The organism is Corynebacterium sp. AOP40-9SA-29 (assembly GCF_052377405.1).
Lineage (GTDB): Bacteria > Actinomycetota > Actinomycetes > Mycobacteriales > Mycobacteriaceae > Corynebacterium.
In genome coordinates, this window is record NZ_JBQSWR010000005.1 from 251,975 (window position 1) to 272,184 (window position 20,210).

Below are 20,210 nucleotides of genomic sequence, written 5' to 3' on the forward strand. Positions count from 1 at the left end.
GATACCGACGAATAGCGTCGACTCCATGACATCACGAGGACGTTTCACCGCACCGCTGCTCGCCGGCCTGTGCGCCGTATCCCTGACCGCGCTCGCCGCCTGCTCATCGGACGAGGACTCCGCGACGGGCGGCGACTCCGGCGCCGACACCATCACCTTCGACTACGCCGACCAGCAGGTGGAGATCCCAGCAGACCCGCAGCGAGTGGTCTGCATCGAGACCCGACTCTGCCCCGAGTTCGTCGAGATCACCGGGCTCAACCTCGTGGCGACCCCCGAGATCACCGCGGAGTCCGCACAGAACAACGTGGTCAACGACGACCTGCCGGACACGGTGACCAGGTACGACTTCAACACCACCGACCCGGACGCCGAGGCCGTGGCGGACATGGACCCCGACCTGATCATCACCACGGCCGCCTGGTTCGACACCTACGACAGTGAGCAGCAGCAACGCCTCGAAGAGATCGCCCCCGTGATCGGACTCGACGGCGACCTCGCCCGGGACTCCGACGCGTCCTCCCTCGGCGATGACGACGCCTGGCTCGAACCACTGCTCGACCAGGCCGAGCAGATCGGCAAGAGGGAGGAGGCCGAACAGAGCATCGCGGACTACCACAGCGTGGTCGAGGCCGGTGCCGAGGAGCTCAGCGAATACGCCGGACAGACCGTAGCCATCGTCGCTCTGCAGGACGACCAGTTCGTGCTCGAGGACGAGAACCTCGCCCCCGAGGTGCTCACCGACCTTGGCTTCACCGTGCTGACCGACAGCGGATCACGCGAAGCCGACGGCACATTGCGGATGTACAGCAAGGAGAACCTGAACATCCTCACCGAGGCGGACGTGATCCTGGTGCAGAACCCCGACTCCGCCGTCGCCAATGACACGATCTGGAAGAACCTGCCCGCCGTGGTCGATGGCAAGACCCCGCAGCTTCTCTACAACCACCGCGCGGGGTACTCGAAGGTCGGGGCGGACTTCGCCGACTACGTCGTGGCCCAGCTCACCGACTGACAGCTGACGCTGGTTGCCCAGAGCATCCTCTTCCCCTCACCATGCAGGTTGCCTTATAATCAGCCCCGTGACCATTGATGATGCCGGAACCATAGATCCTGCCACCCTCGGCGGGCGCATCATGCTGGCGAGACAGCGCTCAGGTCTGGACCGGACGGACCTGGCTCGGTCGACAGACCTGACGCCCACGGCCATCGCAGATATCGAGACGGGCCAGAAGCAGACTTCCGTCCTCGAGCTGGCACGCATCTCTGAATCCCTCGGCGAACGCGCAGAGAATCTCCTGACCGAGCCGATCCCCACGATTGTCGCGCACCGCAACAACGCCGACCCCGGGGAGCCGAGCCCCGCCATTGACAGGGCCATCGAGCGAATCGTGCACGCCGTCGAGTTCGTTGTCCGCTGTGCCCCTGACTCCGATCTGAAGGACCGCTTGACTGGCCTCCCAGTACACCGGTTCCCGGACACCCATGACGACGCCGAAGCCCTTGCTACGCAGGCACGACATGCCCTCGGAGTCACAGGCGATGAACCGGTGCTTGAGTTGAGTTCCCGACTCGCAGAGATCGGGGTCCTGAGCTTCTCTATAGACCTCGGCGAAGACTCTGCCGACGCGGGAAGCGTCCTGCTGACCTCAGGTGCCGTCGCTCTCGTCAATGGAGCCCTCCGCACCGGGCGTCGACGGCTGGCTCTGGCCCACGAGCTGGGACACGTCCTCGTCGCCGACGACTACTCGGTCGACTGGAGAGTGGACGGTTCCTCCGCCAGCAGGGAACGTACGGTCGACCGGTTCGCCCGTGCCCTGCTCCTTCCTGCCGCCCCCCTCCGAGCACTGCGCGATCAATGGGGCGCCAGTTCGGCAGAGGTGATCAGGACTGCAGCAGTTCGCACCGCGAGCATCTACCGAGTCGACATGTCCACGCTGGCGCGCAGACTGCTTGACCTCTCCCTCGTGGACCAGAAGTCTGCGGACTTCATTCGGTCCGTGAACACTCGGCGCGCGGACATCGTCGAGCACAACCTGGTCGTTGCCGACGAACTCGCACCGGAGGAACTACCGCGCCCCTACGAAGCCGCAGTGCTCCGCCTGTACTCGTCGGAGACGCTGACGCAGGCCCGGGCTCTGGATCTCCTCTTCGACACATGGGATGCTGGCGATCTTCCACCTCGCCTTCCACGCAATGAGTCAGAGATCTGGCAATTCGTCTCATGAACGCCCTGGGGTTAGAGGGGGAACTCGTCCTGGACACAGGACCGCTGAGCCACCTGGCGGAGGCCCAGTGGCTCAGCATTCTGCGATCAGTCGCTGGACGGCGCAGAATCGTCATACCCGAAGCGGTGGCGTCGGAGATCCGAAATGGTCTCCATGCCAACCCGCATCTTCGCCACGTCATAGACGCGGGATGGATCGTCGTGCTCCCGATGACTTCTCCGGAGGAGCTCAAGGCCTACGGCCGTTTCGCTGAACGCCTGGTCGTCGGTTCCCGGAATGTCGGCGAAGCTGCCGTCCTGGCGTATGCACACGTGCACGGTGCAGTTGCGGTCATCGACGACGGGGCGGGGAGGAAAGCCGGTCGTGATGCAGGAGTCACGGTGCAGCCGACACTCGCCCTGCTCTGCCAGGCAATTCGTGAGGGACTGCTGACAGTCCCCCTGGTAAGCGATCTCGCGGACCATCTTCTCGAAACGGAGTACCGACTACCTTTCGCCCAAGGTGGCTTCCAACGCTGGGCCGAAGATAACGGGCTGTTGTTTCACCAACGGTGACCCGCTCAGTCCCCCACCGCAGCGGACAGGACGTCGGCGATGTCCTCGACCGCCCACGAGAGGCTCAGCGGTGTCGAGGTCGCCAGCGCCAGGCCCACGTCCGGGTCCTCGATCACCGAGGCATCGCCGTCTGCGACCGGCCCCCAGGCGGCGAACGTCCGGTCGGCATCCACCGCAGCGTCCCATTCCTCGCGGCTGACGGTGCTCACGTAGGTATCAGCGTCGGTACTGATCAGGCGTTCGACGGCAACGTTGAAGCTCGACTCTCCGTCCGCCTGCTCCGCCAGGGCGGCCAGGTCCGGTGACGGGGTGAGGCCGAGCTTCTCCAACGTCCCGACCCGCGGGTCCGCCTCGGAGAAGATCACGACCTGACCATCCGCCGGCAGGAAGCCGTAGAGGAAGGACACCCCGGACAGCTCCGGATGGGAATCCGCGACCTCGCCGATCTTCTCGTCCAGCTCACTGGTGATCTCTTCGGCACGTTCGGAGCGGCCCAGCGCCTCGCCGACCATCGTCAGGTGGTCCTGCGCGGACGTGGCCCAGGCCTCGTCCGGGAAAGCGACCGTGGGAGCGATGTCGGTGAGCCGGTCATACTCCTCAGCGCTGATGCCGGAGTTCACCGCGAGAATCAGATCGGGTTCCTGGGTCGCCACGAACTCCGTGTCGACCTCGCCGCGCTCCAACGACGCATTGGTCGTTGGCAACGGCCCACCGAGCTCCTCGACAGCCTCGCGGAACCACGGGTGGTACTCGGCGCTGTCGCCCTCGCCACCGGCGATGCCCTGGGCAACCGGGATGGTGCCGAGCTCCACCGCGAGATCCGCGCCGCCCCAGCCGACCACCACGACACGCTGCGCCTGCTCCTCCACAGTCGTCTCCCCGTACGCGTGCTCGAGGGTGACGGGGAATGCGCCATCGTCGGGCTCGGCGAAGACGCGTTCCTCGCCGTCGCCTGAGCCGGACGCGCCGGACGTTTCGTCCTGCGCCGAGGAACATCCGGCGAGCAGGGCGGGGACGGCGACGAGCGCCAGGACGGCGACGGCCGCACGGCGGCGCGCAGACCGCGCCGGACGCAAAGTTGTGGTGCTCATGTGACTCCAGTCATCGGAATAGGGGCGAAGCGGGGACAGCGACAGGTCAGTCCTGCAGCGGGGCGAGGACCTTCTCCTCGATGATGTCGAGGAAGTCGACCGCGGAGGCGTAGTCGGTGACCGACCCGTCGACGGGCACAACGTGGTCGTCCTGCGCGGCCTTGAGCTGCTGGAACAGCGGGTTGTCCATGACAGCCTGCATGCCCTCGTCCACTGTCCCGTCGGAGCTGAGGGGCACCATGACCACGTCGGCCTCACCGAGGAGGGAGCCGATGTTCTCCGTGGAGTACTCCTCCCACCCCTTGGGGAACTCGCCGGTGGGCACCGACGACGCCGTGGTCATACCCACCTCGGCGAAGATCGCGCCGAGGATGCCGGAGGGGTAGTTGATGTAGAAGTTCGTCGGGTCGTCCATCGGGCCGATCGAGGCGAAGGTGTACTCGTCGAGCACGTCGGCGTAGTCGTCCTGCAGTTCCGCCAGGCGGTCCTCATAGGCCGCCTTCGTCTCCTCAAGCTCGTCCTCGGTGCCCACGGCCTCGGCGATGGAGGCGACGATGGCCTTCCAGTCACCTCGGTCCTCACCCTCCACGATGACCGTCGGGGCGATCTCCGCGAGCTTCTCGTAGACGTCATCGTCGATCTCGAGGACGTCGCCGACGATCAGGTCCGGCTCCGCCGCGGCGACCGCTTCGATGTCCAGATCGAAGAACTTGCCGACCGGTTCGGCCTCCTCCACGAAGTCCAGCTGCTCCTCGGTGAAGCCCTGCGTGTAGTCGCTGTAGTCCTGGGTGCCGACGGGCGTGACGCCGAGGGACTTCAGCTGCCACGGGGTGTCGTAGGAGACGGCGACAACGCGCTCCGGGGTCTCCGGGACCTCCACCTCGCCGTAGGCGCTGTCCACGGTGCGGACGCTGTCAGCGTCCTGCCCGTCGTCGTCGCTGCCGCAGGCGGCGGTCGCCGCCACCAGCCCGGTGGCCACCGCCACCGCTGCGACGGTCCGGCCCACTCGCCGGCCCAGTTTCGTGGCCCCGTGAGTGGCCCCGGTTGTCGTCCTCATCTGATGCTCCTCATCTGGTTCTCCTCGTGGCGTCCAGAAAAATCCATGGACATTCATCCAGACGCTAGCGGGTGCGCGGTCGCCACAGCGGACAGTTCCTGCAGCGCAACGGACACAGGCACCACCCCTGTCCGCTGCACGACGACTCCCGTCCGCCCTGCCGCGCGTCACGGCCCTAGCGTGAACTGTCATGCGGACCTCCGATCCCTCTACCGTCACCACCGGCCACATCCTGCGCATCGCCCTGACCGGCGACGGCCGGGCGCGGCGCCTGGCGGCGTGCACCCTCGGGCTGGTGGTGCACAACCTCGGCGACGCGGCGGTGCCCGTGCTCATCGGCATCATCATCGACCGCGCGGTCATGCCCGGTGATCCCGGCGCGCTGGCCGTGTGGCTGGGGGCGCTGGCCGGGGTTTTCCTGCTCACGTCGCTGAGCTACCAGCGCGCGATGCTGGGCATGGTGCGGGTCTACGGCCACGGCGAGCACGACCTTCGCCAGCTCGCACTCGGCCGCGTCGTGCACCCGCGTGGGCACGCCCGACGCCCCACCGGCGAGGTCCTGTCGATCACCACGAACGACACTTTCCAGGTCGCCGGGGTCTCCTGGAGCATCGTGCAGCAGCTCGCCACCGTCGCCGGACTCATCGCCGCGGCCGGGGCATTGCTGGCCGTCTCCGCTCCCTTGGGCATCAGCGTCCTGGCCGGGGCGGTGGCCGTGCTGGTGCTGATGCAGCGACTCTCGCGACCGATGTTCGCCCGCGGACGCACCGAGCAGCGGGCCGTCGCCGCCGCCAGCGACGTCGCCGCGGACGCGATGGCGGGGCTGCGCACGATCCACGGACTTGGGGCCGAGGACGAGGTCGCCCGCCGGTACCGCGTGGCCAGCGCACATTCGCGCGATACCGCGGTGGCCTCGGCGTTGTCGCTGCGCGGCTACGAGGCGGTCAGCGACGTGGTTTCGCTGGTCTACCTCGCGGTGCTCACTTTCGCCGCCGGTTGGCTCGCGCTCGACGGGACGATCACCCCGGGCGAACTCGTCACCGTGATCGGGTTGGCCCAGTACCTCAAGGGCTCCCTGTCACACATCGGCACCTTCGGCGCGAACTGGGCATACAAGCGCGCCTCCGCGGCGCGGCTGCGCGCCTTCGTCGCCGAGGACTACCAGCTACCCGGCGGGGCGCAGCCAGCGCCGCGCCACAGCGGCGAAGCTGGCGTCCTGACCTGGGAGGCGGCTGCAGCACCGACGGTGACGGCACGCGCAGGACGGCTCGTCGGCGTGCACGCCGCGACGTCCGACGCCGGACGCATCGCCGACCGGCTCGGCTTCCGCACCGTCCCGGCGCGCGGCGAACTCACCCTCGACGGGGTCGACGCACTGGACCTCGGGCCGGACGCCTGGCACAGGGCGGTCACCGTGCCACCACGCGACTCGACGCTGTTCACCGGCTCCCTGCGGGAGAACGTGACCTTCTCCGACGCGCCGGTGGACGCCGGGGTCGCCGCCGCCACCGCGCTGGACGACGTCGTCACACACCTCGGTTCCGTCGAGGCTCCCATCGGTGAGGGCGGCCACCGGCTTTCCGGAGGCCAGCGGCGCCGCGCCATACTGGCCCGCGCCTTACACGCTGCTGGGCACGTGCTCGTCCTCGACGAGCCGACGATGTCCCTGGACCCGGTGACCGCCCGCGACGTCGCCGCCGGACTCGCCGCGCTCGTGCACGACAGGCCCGGGCTGGCGGTGCTGGTCATCACGTCCGACCACCTCATGCTGGACGCCTGCGACGAGGTGGTGGAGCTGTGAACGCCACCGCGAACCGGCTGCCCGAGGCCAGCGTCCGGCAGACTGGCCGGGTCGTGGCGGGCCTGCTGCGACCCCGCCTGGGTGCGTTGGCGCTGGTGGTCGCCTGCCTCACCCTCGGATCGGCCGCGGCGCTGGCCGTGCCCGCCCTGCAGGGGCGCCTCGTCGACGACGTGATCGCCGGACGCGGCCTGGACCGTCTCGCACTCACCGTCGGCGGCATCGTCGCGTCCGGCGTGGTCGCCGCACTGCTCATCCTGTGGGGCGGTCGCCTGCTGGTCAGGACGCTGCAGGATGTGCTCGCCACCCTGCGGGAGGACGTGCTGGACGCCGCAGTCCACCTCGACCCCGGGGCCGTGGAGAGCGCCGGCAGCTCCGACGTGGTCTCCCGCGTGACCGGGGACGTGGAGTCCGTCACCACCGCGGTGACCGAAGTCCTGCCGCGCACGACCCAGGCCCTGTTCACCCTGGTGATCACGGCGCTGGGCTTCGCCGTGCTGGACCCGTGGCTGGCCCTGGCCGCTCTCGTCGCCCTGCCGGTGCAGGTGCTCTCCGGCGCGGTGTTCCTGCGCAGATCACGTCCGCTGTACATCCGTCAGCAGCGGATGGACGCCGAGCGCGGGCAGGCGCTCATCGAGACGGTGAACGGTGCGTCCACCGTGCGCGCCCACGGGCAGGGGGCGAACCGGTTACGCCTGGTGGCCGAGCGCAGTCTCGCGTCGGTGGAGATCGGGCGGGCGGCGACGAAGGTGCGCAACGTCTTCAACGGCGGGTTGAACGTCGCCGAGTTCCTCGGGCTGGCCGCGGTGCTGTGCGTGGGTTTCTGGCGGGTCGACGCCGGGATGCTGAGCGTGGGCGCGGCCACCGCCGGCGCGCTGTTCTTCCAGCGCATCTTCGCCCCGGTGAGCGTGCTGCTGGCCAGCATCGACGACCTCCAGCGCGCGGAGGTGGGCCTGGCCCGGCTCGTCGGCGTGCTCGGGGTGAGTGGGGATGGTACTGGCGCTGCGGATGCTACGGACGGTGCGGACGGCGCGGTGCAGATCGCGGACGTCCACTTCCGCTACGGCGGTGACGGCGGTGACGGCGGTGACCAGCGCAGCGGGACCGGGCTCGACGGCATCACCCTCAGCGTCCCCAACGGGGCGCGGGTGGTGCTGGTCGGTGCGTCCGGATCGGGAAAATCCACGCTCGCCCGCCTCATCTCCGGGGAGCTGCGCCCCGACCGCGGCCAGGTGAGCGTTGGAGGGGCGGACGCACGGCATGCCCGGACGGCGTCCGGAAGGCCGGCGGCGGTGCTGGTCACCCAGGAGGTCCACCAATTCACCGGCACCGTGGCGGACAACCTGCGGCTGGCGTCCCCCACCGCCACCGACGCCGAACTGACCGAGGCCCTGACCGCCGTCGGGGTGGACGCCGATGTCCCCCTCACCTCCACCGACACCCTCGACGAGGCGACCGTCCAGCAGCTGGCGTTGGCGCGCGTCCTGCTCGCCGATCCCCCGGTCGTGGTCCTCGACGAGGCCACCGCCCATGCGGGCACCGGCGAGGGTGCCGGATGCCTCGACGCCGCAGTGGACACCGTCGCCGCTGGTAGAACGGCGATCATCGTCGCCCACCACCTCTCCCAGGCGCAGACGGCCGACCTCGTGGTCGTCCTGGAGGACGGCCGGGTCGTCGAGTCGGGGGCGCACACCGATCTCGTGGGGCGCGGCGGGCGCTACTCCCGACTCTGGGAGGCGTGGTTGCCCACGGAGTGAGCCGCGCGAATGAGGAGGATAAAGGCCAGGCCCAGTACCAGGACCAGACCGACCATCACCAGGGCGGCGGCAACCAGACCATCGTGGTAGATCCACGGGTGTCCGGGAGCCCCGGAGGCGGTGAGTTCACCTGCCGCCCCGGGAAGCGAGGAGGTGACCACGGCGGCGAGAATCGCGGCGAAGGCGGCCACGAAGACCGCCTCGGACCCGATTCGGAACAGGTTGAGCACGCCGGACGCCGCCCCGACACGCTCGGGCGGAACCGCGGCGAGGGCTTCAGCGTCCACGAATCCGAGCGGAAGACCGAACCCGAGGCCGAGCAGCACCATGGGTGCCACGCCGAGCAGAACCGGCAGATCGGGCCGCAGGAGGACGGACACCCCGACACCGCCAAGTACCAGGCAGGCGAAGGAGCCGACGACCACATGGACCGGGGTGATCCGAGCGGACCTCAGGATCCGGTGCACCAGCATCGGGGCGAGCAGCACCGGCACCGTCATCACCAGCATCAGGGCACCCGCGGTACCGGGATGTGCGCCGTGGACTGCGCCCAGCGCACCGGGGAGGTAGGTCAGGAAGGTGACGAACCCTGCCGCCCCGGCGACGGGGACCAGGGTCATCGCGGCGAAGCCCGGGGTTGTGAGCGCGGAGAAGTCCAGCAGGCCCTTGAGACTCATCTGCCCCGGAGTAGACGCGGGGAGTCGCGATGAGCCGGTGAGTCCGGCGAATCCGACGAGCGCGATAACCAGGACGAGAGCATGGACGGCGAAGATCCCCCGCCAGCCACCGGCGGCGAGCACCATCCCGGACAGTGCCGGTCCGGCCGCGAGACCGAGCCCGTTGACCGTCCCGAACAGCGCGAAGGCACGCGCGCGTGCCTGCCCCTCGAAGAGCTGGGTCAGCAGCGGCGCGGCACCGGTGAGGACGGCCGCCGCGCCGACGCCGGCGACGATCCGTCCTGCGTCGAGAAGTTCCAGGGACGGCGCAAAAGCGCTCAGGGCGCTACCCACCACGGCCAGCAGGATACCGATCCGGAAGGAACGGGAATGGCCGATGCGGTCGGAGCAGGCACCCCAGATGACCGTGCAGATGGCGAAGGAGACGTTGAAACCATTGACGACCCACTGCAGCAGTCCGGGCGATGAGCCCAGGTCAGCCGCGATGCTCGGTAGGGCGACGGCGGTGCCGGAGATGGAGAGGGGGATGACGAACTGGGCCAGCAGGATCAGGGCGAGCAGGACTCGTGGACGGGACATACACATTCCTCATATTCGACGATAGTAGGAGGTTCGCAATAGATCGAACCTAGTGCAGCACGACGATGAGGTACGATGCAACTCGAACCTCCACCGTGAATCCGCAACGGAAAGGACCACACAGCATGGCGTCCCCCGCAGAACCGCTCGAGCCGGCGGAGATCGAACTCGGCCCCGTGCTCTCCGCACTCGCCGACCCCCACCGTCGGCGTGTCATCCGCGACCTCGTGCACGACGCCGACGGCAGCGAACGATCATGCACCAGCTTCGGCCTCGACCTGTCGAAGTCGACCCGCAGCCACCATTTCAAGGTCCTGCGCCAGGCAGGCCTCGTCCACCAGGTCGACCACGGCAACCGGAGCGGGGTCACCCTGCGCCGCAGCGACCTCGACCGCTGCTTCCCCGGCCTCCTCGACATGGTCGCTAAGGAGCCCTTGGAGTGAGCCGCCTCCCCCGTTGATCCTGCTGGGCCGGCTGGTCCGGCTGGCCTGGCACCCGGTGCCCATTACCCAGTACCCCGCGCTGTTGTTGGTTCCCTGGAGCCAGACCAACAACGACGCGGGGTGATAGAACATCCCCCTCCGGTACGTCCGTGGGCCCCTCTACACTGATCAATGGCGCGGTCCTTTGACCGCCCTCCTCACTGCTGCGTGGCCCTGGTGCTCGCGCGCGAGGTCCACGCACACGTGTGGACCGACCCGAGTAGTAGAGGGGAGGTGATTGCAATGGTGCACGCTCGCGACAGCGACGACGACCACGGCGAAAAGCCCGGAGGCGGCACAGGAAAAGCCGTAGCCACGATCTCAGCATGGATCAGTGTGGCGTACGGCTTGGCCCAGATTGTCTCCGAAGTGCTCAGCTGGTTTACCTAGCTGAACACACCAGAGCACGTTGGTGCTCGGCAGCCTCCGGAGCATAGGACCTCCGGGGGCTGTTTTTTATGATCAGAGCAGCTCCCGCGCGCGACGTGGGATCACCCTGATAGACACCAGCCTACAACGGACCGACGGAAAAAACACCGCCTAGTCCATCATCTCCTCCCCGGACCTCCACACGGCGCGCCTTGCAGAGCTGGTCGTCCGAGCGCTCTCACACGTGTGGACCGACCCGAGTAGTAGAGGGGAGGTGATTGCAATGGTGCACGCTCGCGACAGCGACGACGACCACGGCGAAAAGCCCGGTCACGGCATAGCAAAAGTCGCGGCCACCGTCCTCGTGCTGGGGACTCCGGTGGTCCGCGACCTCGCTGAGATCGTGACCGATGTACTCGGCTGGTTCAACTAGCCGGGCACACCAGAGCACGTTGGTGCTCGGCAGCCTCCGGAGCATAGGACCTCCGGGGGCTGTTTTTATGATCAGAGCAGCTCCCGCGCGCGACGTGGGATCACCCTGATAGACACCAGCCTACAACGGACCGACGGAAATAACACCGCCTAGTCCGTCATCTGCTCGCGGACCTCCACGCGGCGCACCTTGCCGAGCTGGTCGGCCGGCAACTCCTTGAACACCTGGAACACGCGCGGCACCTTGTAGCGTGCCAGCCCCTCACGGCAGTGATCCTTGAGGACCTCCTCATCGAGCCGGGCGCCGTCGGCGAGGACCACGCCGGCGGCGACGGTCTCCGAGCCGTCCTCACGCGGGAGGCCGACCACGCTGGCCTGCGCGATGGACGGGTGCTCGGCGAGCACCTCCTCCACCTCCGCCGGGTATACGTTGAACCCGCCGGTGACGATCATCTCCTTGATGCGCGAGACGATCTTCACGAAGCCGTCGGTCTCCTTGACCGCCATGTCACCGGTCCGGAACCAGCCGTCGACGAAGGCCTTCTCGTTGGCGTCCTCGCGGTTGAGGTAGCCGCCGAAAACCTGCGGCCCCTTCACCACGAGCTCGCCGGCCTCGCCGTCGGGCAGCTCGCGGGTGGGGTCGTCCTGATCCACGACACGCACGTCGGTGTCCGGGAAGGGGATGCCGACGTAGCCGGGGCGACGGTCGGTGCTCATCGGGTTGCCGATCACGATGGGCGAGGTCTCGGTGAGGCCGTAGCCCTCGACCAGCAGTCCGCCGGTCATGTTCTCCCAGCGCTTCACCAGTTCAACAGGCAGGCCGGACGCCCCGGAGAAGCTGGCCTTCACCCCGGAGATGTCGATCTTCTGCTGCTCGGCGATGTTCATGATCGTCTGGTAGAGCGTCGGCACACCGGGGATCCAGGTGGGCTTCTGCTTCTTCATCGCCGACGCCAGCAGCGGCTTCTCCGGCGCGGGCAGCAGCAGCACCGTGCCGCCGATCAGCGGCCCGAGAGTGATGTTCATCGTCAGCCCGTAGGCGTGGAAGAACGGCAGCGCACCGAGCATGCGCTCGGGCTCCTCCCCCTTGCCCAGCCCCGGCACCCAGGCCACGCCCTGGATGATGTTCGCGCACAGGTTGGCGTGGGTGAGCTCCGCACCCTTCGGCTTGCCGGTGGTGCCGGACGTATACAGCACGATCGCGGGGTCGGACGCTGCGACCTCCGCCGTCTCGATCAGCGCGCGGCCCTCGGACTCCGAGGCGTCCGCCACGAGGTCCGTCCACTCGGTGAGCCCGTCGGTGCTGCCCTGCAGCTTCTCGCGCATCGCCTTGACCGGTCCGACGGGCAGCTTCAACGCAGCACGCAGGTAGACCGGCATCGCCCGGGTGATGGTGACCGGGATGATCTGCTCGAGCGGGGCGACGGTGCGCAGTTCGCGGGCGACGTCCACGGCCTTGTCCCAGAAGATGCCGACCTTCGCACCGTGGTCCTTGAAGGCGACGGTGAGTTCGCGGGCGGTGTACAGCGGATTGTGCAGCGTGGCCGTGGCGCCCAGGGAGAGCACCGCGTAGAAGCTGATCAGCGCCTGCGGGCAGTTCGGCAGGGCGATCGCCACCCGGTCGCCCTTGCGCACGCCGCGGTTGTGCAGCATCGCCGCGGCCTTGCGGACCTCGCGTCCGTACTCGGCGTAGGTGAGCGAGTTGCCGAAGAACGTCATGGCAGGACGCTCCGGCCACGTCCTCACCGCGCGGTCGAAGACGGCGGCGAGGGTGTCCTCGCCGGGGGCATCGTAGTCCAGCTCGGGGCTGGTCCACTCCGGGTAGTACTGCTGCCAGGTTTTGTCGGTCATGGTGAACAAGGTTACGCCTGTAATATAGGTCACTCCTCCATGCTCACGGCGTGGATCACACCACTGAGAGGCCACCATGTCCACCTGGCTCAACCCCTACCTAAAATTCCGCGACACCGCCGCGGACGCACTCGCCTTCTACGCCGAGGTCTTCGGCGGGAAGGCGGACGTCCTGACCTTCGGGCAGGCCGGTGCCGCCGACACCCCCGAGCGCGAGAACCTGGTCATGCACGGTCACCTGGAGACCTCCGACGGCTGGACCTTCATGGCCTGCGACACCGCCGACGCCGACCCCCGCGACTTCGAAGCGCCCCCGATCGACCTGTGCGTGGGCAGCGACGCCGACGAGTACGACAAGGTCGCCGGCTGGTTCGCTGCCCTGTCCGAGGGCGGCTCGGTGTTCCTGCCGTTGGAGAAGCAGATGTGGGGCGACTGGTTCGGCCAGGTCCGCGACAAGTTCGGCGTGTCCTGGATGGTGAATATCGCCTCGAACGGTGCAGAAGGTGCCGCCGGGGACGCGCCCAGCTGAGCCGTCCCGCGGCACTGAGCAACAGAGCAATCACCCTCCCAGGTAGCAATTCGGCCCGAATGGCTACCTGGGAGGGCGACTATTTTGATGTTGGCGCGCAAAGTCGCAGGTGAGGCGGCCGCGCCAGCGAGCCAGCCCCAACCCCCTACAGCAGCGGGGAGACCTTGTTGTCGAACATGCTCAGCGCCGCGCCGATCGCCATGTGCATGTCCAGGTACTGGTAGGTGCCCAGGCGCCCGCCGAAGAAGACGTTGTTGTCGGAGGTCTCAGTGTCGGCGAGCTCCCGGTAGCGCAGCAGCTTCTCGCGGTCCTCAGGCGTGTTGATCGGGTAGTACGGCTCATCGTCGCCCTCGGCGAAACGGCTGAACTCCTTCATGATCACGGTCTTGTCGGCCGGGTAGTTCTTGCGCTCCGGGTGGAAGTGACGGAACTCGTGGATGCGGGTGAAGGGCACGTCCGCATCGTTGTAGTTCATCACCGGGGTGCCCTGGAAGTCGCCGGTGTCGAGCACCTCGGTCTCGAAGTCGAGAGTGCGCCAGCCGAGGTGGCCCTCGGAGTAGTTGAAGTAGAGGTCCAGCGGGCCGGTGTAGACCACCGGTGCGTCCGGGTTGGCGGCGCGCAGCTCGTCGCGGACGTCGAACCAGTCGGTGTCGAGGCGCACCTCAATGTTGGCGTTCTTCGCCATGTTTTCCAGCCAGGCGGTGTAGCCCTCGACCGGCAGGCCCTCGTAGGTGTCGTTGAAGTACCGGTTGTTGAAGGTGTAGCGCACCGGCAGGCGGGAGATGTTCGCGGCGGGCAGGTCCTTGGGGTCGGTCTGCCACTGCTTGGCGGTGTAGTCGCGGACGAAGGCCTCGTAGAGGGGGCGCCCGATCAGGGAGATGCCCTTCTCCTCGAGGTTGGCGGCGTCCTCCGGGTTGAGCCCGTCGGTCTGGTCCTTGATGAGGTCGCGGGCTTCGTCGGGGCTGTAGTACTTGCCGAAGAACTGGTTGATCAGGCCGAGGCCCATGGGGAATTGGTAGGCGGTGCCGTCGTGCATGGCGAACACGCGGTGCTGGTAGTCGGTGAATTCGGTGAATTCGTTGACGTAGTCCCAGACCTTCTTGTTCGAGGTGTGGAACAGGTGGGCACCGTACTTGTGGATCTCGATGCCGGTGTCCGGCTCAGCCTCGGAGTAGGCGTTGCCGCCGATGTGGCTGCGACGCTCGAGCACGAGCACTTTCTTGCCCAGCTGGCTGGCGGCGCGCTCGGCGACGGTGAGTCCGAAAAATCCGCTGCCGACGACGATCAGGTCGTAGGCGCTCTGGTCACTGTTGTCACTCATGGACGGTAACGTTACAGCCCCTGGCCTGCCCGGGTGCGGTGCCATGCCGGTGGCCCTACTATGGGGCCCCATGAGTTCCCGTGCAATCGAGCTGCCCACCACCATGTCGGCCGTCGCGGTCACCGGTGAGTTTCCTGTGGACGACCCCCGCTGCCTCACCGACGTCACCGTCCCGCTGCCCGAGGTCGGCCCGCGCGACCTCCTCGTCGAGGTCCAGGCCGTGTCGGTGAATCCGATCGATACGAAGATGCGACGTCGGGCGGGGGACGCGCTGGCGCGCGGCGAACAGCCGGTACTTGGGTACGACGCTGCGGGCGTCGTGCGCGAGGTCGGCGCCGAGGTCTCCCGCTTCGAGGTGGGTGACCGGGTGTTTTACGCCGGCAGCCAGCTGCGGGCGGGCACGAATGCCCGCATCCACGCCGTGGACGAGCGCATCGTGGGCCACCGTCCCACCACGTGTTCGGCGACGGAGGCGGCGTCGCTGCCGTTGACCGCGTTGACCGCGTGGGAGGCACTGTTCGAGCGGCTCGGCGCGTCCATCGACTCCAACGGTTCGCTGCTGGTACTCGGCGGTGCCGGCGGAGTACCCAGCGTGATGATCCAGCTGGCCCGGGCACTGACCGGGTTGACCGTGATCGCCACCGCCTCGCGCGAGGAGTCGCGTGACTGGGTCGTGGAGATGGGGGCGCACGAGGTCGTCGACCACCGTCGCAACCTTGCCTCCCAGGTACTGGACCTGGAGCCGGATGGCATCGACCTGGTCTTCACCTCGAACTCCTCTGGCCATGCCGAGGAGCTGGCCGAGATCATGACGCCGCAGGCGCGGCTGTGCCTGATCGACGATCCGGAGGACTTCCAGATCGCGCCGTTCAAGAAGAAGTCGATCTCCATCCACTGGGAGTCGATGTTCACCCGCTCCGTCTTCGACACCGAGGACGTCGATGAGCAGGGTGTGATCCTGGACCGTATCTCCGGCATGGTCGACGACGGCAAGCTGATCCCCACCGTCGGCGAGACGATGATCGGCATGAACGCCGCGACGCTGGCCGAGGCACACAGCGAGATCGAGCGCGGTCACGTCACCGGCAAGATCGTGGTGCGGATCTAGGCTGGCCGTCACCCGGGCCGTCCCCTAGTAGTCGATGTCCTCCACACCGTCCCCGAACCGCTCGGCCAGGGACGCGAACAGGATGCACCCGCCGGAGATCGCCGACAGGATGTGCTGGCTGATCTGGTCGTCGGCGGCCCCGAAGCGGTAGTGCACCGCATGCTCGACGGCCACGTAGATGTCCCCGTCCTCGTCCTCGGTCACCGCGGCGCTCGGCATGTAGTGCCCGGAATTCCAGTCATTGCAGAACTCCAGCAGGTCAGCGCGATATTCCGGGGGAAGGTAGTCGCTCCAGTACCCGCTGACCGAGAGGATGTCGTCCGCACTACCGGCGAGATTGAAGTAGAAGCGGCCGTGGTCCCACTTGCTGCTGATCTCCGCGGAGTTGTCCACCGAGTAGCCGAACTCGAGTCGTTCGAGGGCGTCCATGACGCGGTGGCGTGAGATCTGCCGCAGGACGACGTCCGGGAAGTTCGTACGGGACCGGGCGGTGATGTCAGCGGAGTCGGTGGTGTCGTTGACGTGGCTCATGCCGTAGTTCTAACACGGGCCCCGGACACCGGATCCCCGTGTTCGAAAGCGGTGTTCGAAAGCCACACAACAACGGTTTCTGTCCGGCGCCCGGGGCGAAGTGGCGACTTCGCCCGCGAATCCAGACAGAAACCGTCGTCCTAGAATGAAATAACGATGGTACGTAGTATCGTCGTTATGGAAATGAACCTGACGGCACTCACGGACGCGGTCGAACGCCTCGCCGCCCGGGTTGCAGCCCTGGAAGCCCTGGAAGACCGGAAAGACGAGACCTCCGCCCCCGTGACGCCAGGAGACGAAACGGTCAGCATCACCGGCGCGCTCACCCTCGCCGACGGGCCGGTGCACTGGGAGGAGCACCAGGACGCCGCGACCTTGCTGGATAGCGACTGGTCGGAGCATGCCGCATCGCTCGCCGCCCTGAGCCACCCCGTCCGGCTTGAACTCCTCCGCAACATCCTCGCTGGGACGCACCGTACCGCCGAGCTCGCCGGGATGGAGCACCTCGGGACGTCCGGACAACTTCACCACCACCTGCGCCAGCTCCTCGCGACCGGCTGGGCGAGGCAAGCGGGCCGGGGCTCCTATGAGGTGCCGACGGCGCGCGTTGTCCCGCTTCTCGCCTGCATCGTCGGGGCCCGCCGATGATCTACGGCGATCATGATCTCGCGACGAGTTTCCTGCACCACCTCCCCCACGATCCCGAGATCCACGGTGCCTCGGTCGCCGTGGTGGGACCCGGTCATCCCGGGGGAACGGCTGTCTGCGGCATCGGAGTCCCCACCGACCACACCTTCCTCCTCGGCTCGGTCGGCAAGGCGCTCAACGGCCTGATCTACTCCGGCATGGTGGCTGAAGGGCTGGTACACCCCGGAGATGCGCTCGGGAGGTTCCTGCCCCTGCAGGGATCGGCGGCAGGCGAGGTGACCTTGGAGTCGTTACTCACCCACACCTCTGGCTTGCCTGCGACCGGCGGCGGATGGCGCAGCATTCTGCGGATGCAGGGGCGGCTGATCGCGGGCCGTGATCCGCAACCGGAGGGAACCGACCACCTGATCGCGCAGCTTCGGCGGTGTCGGACGACGCCAGGCCAGTTCCAGTACTCAAACCTCGGCGGGTCGGCGTTGGGTCACGCTCTCGCTGCGGCCGCCGGCATGCCCTATCCGAAGCTGGTGCAGCAACGCCTCGCCGCCCCTCTGGGCACCCGCACTCTGCATGTTCCGGCGGCGGGGCACGGCAACGGTCCGTCGGATGCGGTGGGGCTGAACGTCTTCAACCGGCGTCAGCAGCCGTGGACGGGGACCGGATATGCGCCCGCCGGCGGCATCCGTGCCTCTGCCGAGGACATGGTGGTGGTGCTCGACGCACTTCTCAACCACCCGCAGGCTGGGTGGGAGGAGGCATTCCGACCGCTGCGGCGGGTGGATCCCGGAAGCTTCATCGGGCCGGGCAACAGCATCGGTGCCGGGTGGTTTATCCAGGATCCGGTGGGAGACACTCCCACCCTGGTCTGGCACAACGGTGCTGCCGGAGGATTCGCCTCCGTCGTCGTCCTTGATCGGGGATCGGGCCGAGGGGCCGCGGTGTCCGTCATCGACGGCACCATGCAGGCCGACCCGGTTCCGGTCGCCCTGGCCCTACTGCGAGAGTGAGAGCGGCCCGGACGCACAACGACGGTTTCTGTCCACCGTCCGGGTCGAAGTCGCTACTTCGCCCGCAATATCAGACGGAAACCGTCGTTGGCAGGTGGCGACAGCACCGGGCAGGTGTGCGGCTTGCCCGCGGCGTTGGCCTCCCCTCACCGGACATATGCGACTGCGACAGTAACTACAAGTGTGGGGAAGACTTGTGAAAGTTAGACTTTTAACTTGCAATCCGTCCACACTCAGCGCATGACCTGGACCGATGACAGAATCGACGATTCGGAGACAACTTCACACTTGTAAAAGTGAAGGAAGCAACGCGAGGCGTGCCCGCCCTCTCCCGCCTCATGGAGGCCAAGGTCGCGACGATGGTCGGAGGCCAAGGACACCACTCCACCGGGTATCGCCGAGCCTGATCAGCTCCTCAGAACCACTGCTCCAGAACTTCGGCGACCCCGTCGTCATCGTTGGAGGACGTACGAACGTCGGCGATCGCGGCCACCTCGTCGACCGCGTTGCCCATGGCGACGCCCACACCGGCCCAGCGCAGCATCGCCACGTCGTTCGGCATGTCTCCGAAGGCGACGACCTCGGCCGGGTCCAGAGCCGGGACGTCCCCACCACCGAGCGCATGTGCCACACCGGAGAGTTTCGAGACCCCAGGCACGTTGATCTCCAGCAGCCCGCCGCTGAAGGACCAGGTCACGTGCGCCACCTGCGGGTCCACGACCGGGTTGACCAGGTCGAAGAGATCCGCACTGTCCATCCCCTCGTGCCGGACCAGCAGCTTCACCGCCGGCTTGGCGCACAGCGACGCCAACGGCTCCACCGCGTGCTCCTCGGTCTCCCAGGCGTGCGGGTACTCCGGCTGCACCGCGAAGAGTTCCGAGGCACGGTCGAAAGCGCTGCGTCCGGCACGTTCCACGGCGAAGGTCACCGGTTCCATGCCGCGTTCGGCGAGCGCCGGGCCGGTGGCCGCCATGATCTCGGTGGTCACCTGCCCCAGGACGTCCGGCGGCAGTTCCGCGGCGTAGACGATGCGGTCGGCGGCGGAGTCCCACACCACCGCCCCGTTGGCGCAGACGCACATCGGGCGCAGCCCCAGCTGCTCGATGACCGGCAGCATCCACCGCGCCGGACGCCCCGAGGCGGGGATGAACGTCACCCCGGCGGCGACGAGACGGTTGATGACCGCGCAGGCGCGCGGCGAGACACGCTCGGCAGAGGTGACGAGCGTGCCGTCCAGGTCGCTGACGACCAGCGTCGGGGTGGGAGCCACCTAGCGTCCCAGCTTGGCGCGCAGCCGCGAGAGCAGGGACTTCTTCCCGCCGGACGCACCCTCCGGCGTGATGCCGGCGGCCTTCTCCGCGTCCCGCTGGATCCGCTCCTGGCGGCGCTTCGCCGCGTCCTCCCTGTCCTTGGTGGTCGCCTCCTCCAGGGAGGGGGCGGAGCCGCCGAGCGAGGCGGGCATCCAGTCCTCCCCCTCGGGGAAGGGGCCGAAGGCCTCGGCGTAGCGGGCGCGGGAGGTGTCGAGGATCGACACCATCGAGTCGTGCAGCCGGTCGGTGGCCTCGCGCGACGTCCCGTCGAGGTCGATCGGCTCGCCGACGGAGATGATCAGGGAAGCGTCCTTCGGACGCCAGATCGGCTTGCGGCCCTTCGTCCAGATGCGCTGGGAACCCCACAGCACCACCGGGATCAGCGGCACCCCGGCGTCCTGCGCGATACGCGCGGCACCGTCCTTGAACTCCTTGATCTCGAAGGAGCGCGAGATCGTGGCCTCCGGGAAGATGCCGATGAGCTCGCCGTCGGCGGCGCGGCGCGTGGCCTCACGCACCGACGCCCCACCGTCCTCCCGGTCGACCGGAATGTGGTGGCAGCCGGACATCGCCGGCCCGGCGACGGCGTTGTCCCAGATCTCCTTCTTCGCCATGAAGCGCACCAGACGCCCACCGTTGACGGCGGACGGGATGCCGCCGAACACGAAGTCCCAGTACCCGGTGTGGTTCACCGCGAGGATCGCGCCACCGTCGGTGGGGATGCGCTCCGGGTGGTAGATCTCCACCTTCAGGTTCTGGACATGACGCATCCAGAACTTCGCGAAGGGGATGATGATCCGTCCGTAGAACAGCTCCTTCGACTCCGGATGGGCGGGTGCGTCCGGCACACCAGTCGGGATCTCGAAGCCTCTGGGAATCCACAT

19 protein-coding genes are annotated in these 20,210 nt (G+C 67.7%); 11 read left to right on the forward strand and 8 right to left on the reverse strand.

The features are described 5' to 3' along the window. Positions 1-25 precede the first annotated feature (25 nt). From ACT3SZ_RS10880 to ACT3SZ_RS10890, 3 genes are all read left to right on the forward strand, one after another. Positions 26-1,015: an ABC transporter substrate-binding protein gene (locus tag ACT3SZ_RS10880; protein WP_444618564.1), complete on the forward strand. Its 990-nt coding sequence runs from the start codon at positions 26-28 to the stop codon at positions 1,013-1,015. A 67-nt stretch (positions 1,016-1,082) separates the two neighbouring features. Next, entirely contained in the window at positions 1,083-2,228 is a 1,146-nt protein-coding gene (locus ACT3SZ_RS10885; RefSeq protein WP_444618565.1) for a helix-turn-helix domain-containing protein, read from the forward strand. Next, on the forward strand, positions 2,225-2,782 hold the full coding sequence (locus ACT3SZ_RS10890) for a hypothetical protein (protein WP_444618566.1): 558 nt from the start codon (positions 2,225-2,227) through the stop codon (positions 2,780-2,782). Before ACT3SZ_RS10885 ends, ACT3SZ_RS10890 begins: the two co-directional genes overlap by 4 nt. A gap of 5 nt (positions 2,783-2,787) precedes the next feature. Here the strand turns inward: ACT3SZ_RS10890 and ACT3SZ_RS10895 are convergent, their stop codons facing one another. Beyond that, positions 2,788-3,873, reverse strand: a complete 1,086-nt coding sequence (locus ACT3SZ_RS10895; protein WP_444618567.1) for an ABC transporter substrate-binding protein — start codon at positions 3,871-3,873, stop codon at positions 2,788-2,790. A gap of 46 nt (positions 3,874-3,919) precedes the next feature. Next, positions 3,920-4,930 (reverse strand): ABC transporter substrate-binding protein, encoded by a 1,011-nt coding sequence (locus ACT3SZ_RS10900; protein ID WP_444618568.1) that lies wholly within the window; start codon positions 4,928-4,930, stop codon positions 3,920-3,922. A gap of 190 nt (positions 4,931-5,120) precedes the next feature. Between ACT3SZ_RS10900 and ACT3SZ_RS10905 the strand changes: the two genes are divergently transcribed. Further along, positions 5,121-6,731 (forward strand): ABC transporter transmembrane domain-containing protein, encoded by a 1,611-nt coding sequence (locus ACT3SZ_RS10905; protein WP_444618569.1) that lies wholly within the window; start codon positions 5,121-5,123, stop codon positions 6,729-6,731. Further along, complete coding sequence (locus ACT3SZ_RS10910) at positions 6,728-8,485, forward strand: ABC transporter ATP-binding protein (RefSeq protein WP_444618570.1); 1,758 nt, start codon at positions 6,728-6,730, stop codon at positions 8,483-8,485. The genes ACT3SZ_RS10905 and ACT3SZ_RS10910 overlap by 4 nt, the downstream gene beginning before the upstream one ends. On the opposite strand, the gene ACT3SZ_RS10915 is transcribed toward ACT3SZ_RS10910, so the two are convergent. Further along, entirely contained in the window at positions 8,446-9,741 is a 1,296-nt protein-coding gene (locus tag ACT3SZ_RS10915; protein ID WP_444618571.1) for an MFS transporter, read from the reverse strand. The two genes, ACT3SZ_RS10910 and ACT3SZ_RS10915, sit on opposite strands and share 40 nt — an antisense overlap. Positions 9,742-9,866: 125 nt before the next feature. Between ACT3SZ_RS10915 and ACT3SZ_RS10920 the strand changes: the two genes are divergently transcribed. Further along, positions 9,867-10,184, forward strand: coding sequence for an ArsR/SmtB family transcription factor (locus ACT3SZ_RS10920; RefSeq protein ID WP_444618572.1), 318 nt, complete (start codon positions 9,867-9,869; stop codon positions 10,182-10,184). A 691-nt stretch (positions 10,185-10,875) separates the two neighbouring features. Then, complete coding sequence (locus tag ACT3SZ_RS10925) at positions 10,876-11,025, forward strand: hypothetical protein (protein ID WP_444618573.1); 150 nt, start codon at positions 10,876-10,878, stop codon at positions 11,023-11,025. A 149-nt stretch (positions 11,026-11,174) separates the two neighbouring features. Here the strand turns inward: ACT3SZ_RS10925 and ACT3SZ_RS10930 are convergent, their stop codons facing one another. After that, complete coding sequence (locus ACT3SZ_RS10930; RefSeq protein WP_444618574.1) at positions 11,175-12,875, reverse strand: long-chain-fatty-acid--CoA ligase; 1,701 nt, start codon at positions 12,873-12,875, stop codon at positions 11,175-11,177. A 76-nt stretch (positions 12,876-12,951) separates the two neighbouring features. Here ACT3SZ_RS10930 and ACT3SZ_RS10935 point away from each other — a divergent pair, with 76 nt between their 5' ends. Next, on the forward strand, positions 12,952-13,404 hold the full coding sequence (locus ACT3SZ_RS10935; RefSeq protein ID WP_444618575.1) for a VOC family protein: 453 nt from the start codon (positions 12,952-12,954) through the stop codon (positions 13,402-13,404). 145 nt (positions 13,405-13,549) lie between these two features. Here the strand turns inward: ACT3SZ_RS10935 and glf are convergent, their stop codons facing one another. Then, positions 13,550-14,725, reverse strand: coding sequence for a UDP-galactopyranose mutase (gene glf, locus ACT3SZ_RS10940; RefSeq protein WP_444618576.1), 1,176 nt, complete (start codon positions 14,723-14,725; stop codon positions 13,550-13,552). A 70-nt stretch (positions 14,726-14,795) separates the two neighbouring features. Between glf and ACT3SZ_RS10945 the strand changes: the two genes are divergently transcribed. Continuing rightward, positions 14,796-15,833, forward strand: a complete 1,038-nt coding sequence (locus ACT3SZ_RS10945; RefSeq protein ID WP_444618577.1) for a zinc-binding alcohol dehydrogenase family protein — start codon at positions 14,796-14,798, stop codon at positions 15,831-15,833. A 24-nt stretch (positions 15,834-15,857) separates the two neighbouring features. Here the strand turns inward: ACT3SZ_RS10945 and ACT3SZ_RS10950 are convergent, their stop codons facing one another. Next, positions 15,858-16,364, reverse strand: a complete 507-nt coding sequence (locus tag ACT3SZ_RS10950) for a YbjN domain-containing protein (RefSeq protein WP_444618578.1) — start codon at positions 16,362-16,364, stop codon at positions 15,858-15,860. 177 nt (positions 16,365-16,541) lie between these two features. Between ACT3SZ_RS10950 and ACT3SZ_RS10955 the strand changes: the two genes are divergently transcribed. Together ACT3SZ_RS10955 and ACT3SZ_RS10960 are read left to right on the forward strand one after the other, a co-directional pair. After that, positions 16,542-17,012, forward strand: coding sequence for a hypothetical protein (locus tag ACT3SZ_RS10955; protein ID WP_444618579.1), 471 nt, complete (start codon positions 16,542-16,544; stop codon positions 17,010-17,012). Next, complete coding sequence (locus tag ACT3SZ_RS10960) at positions 17,009-18,016, forward strand: serine hydrolase domain-containing protein (RefSeq protein ID WP_444618580.1); 1,008 nt, start codon at positions 17,009-17,011, stop codon at positions 18,014-18,016. Before ACT3SZ_RS10955 ends, ACT3SZ_RS10960 begins: the two co-directional genes overlap by 4 nt. Before the next feature lie 415 nt (positions 18,017-18,431). On the opposite strand, the gene ACT3SZ_RS10965 is transcribed toward ACT3SZ_RS10960, so the two are convergent. Together ACT3SZ_RS10965 and ACT3SZ_RS10970 are read right to left on the reverse strand one after the other, a co-directional pair. Beyond that, positions 18,432-19,286 (reverse strand): HAD family hydrolase, encoded by an 855-nt coding sequence (locus ACT3SZ_RS10965; RefSeq protein WP_444618581.1) that lies wholly within the window; start codon positions 19,284-19,286, stop codon positions 18,432-18,434. Further along, on the reverse strand, positions 19,287-20,210 hold the full coding sequence (locus tag ACT3SZ_RS10970; protein WP_444618582.1) for a lysophospholipid acyltransferase family protein: 924 nt from the start codon (positions 20,208-20,210) through the stop codon (positions 19,287-19,289). It abuts the gene before it with no gap.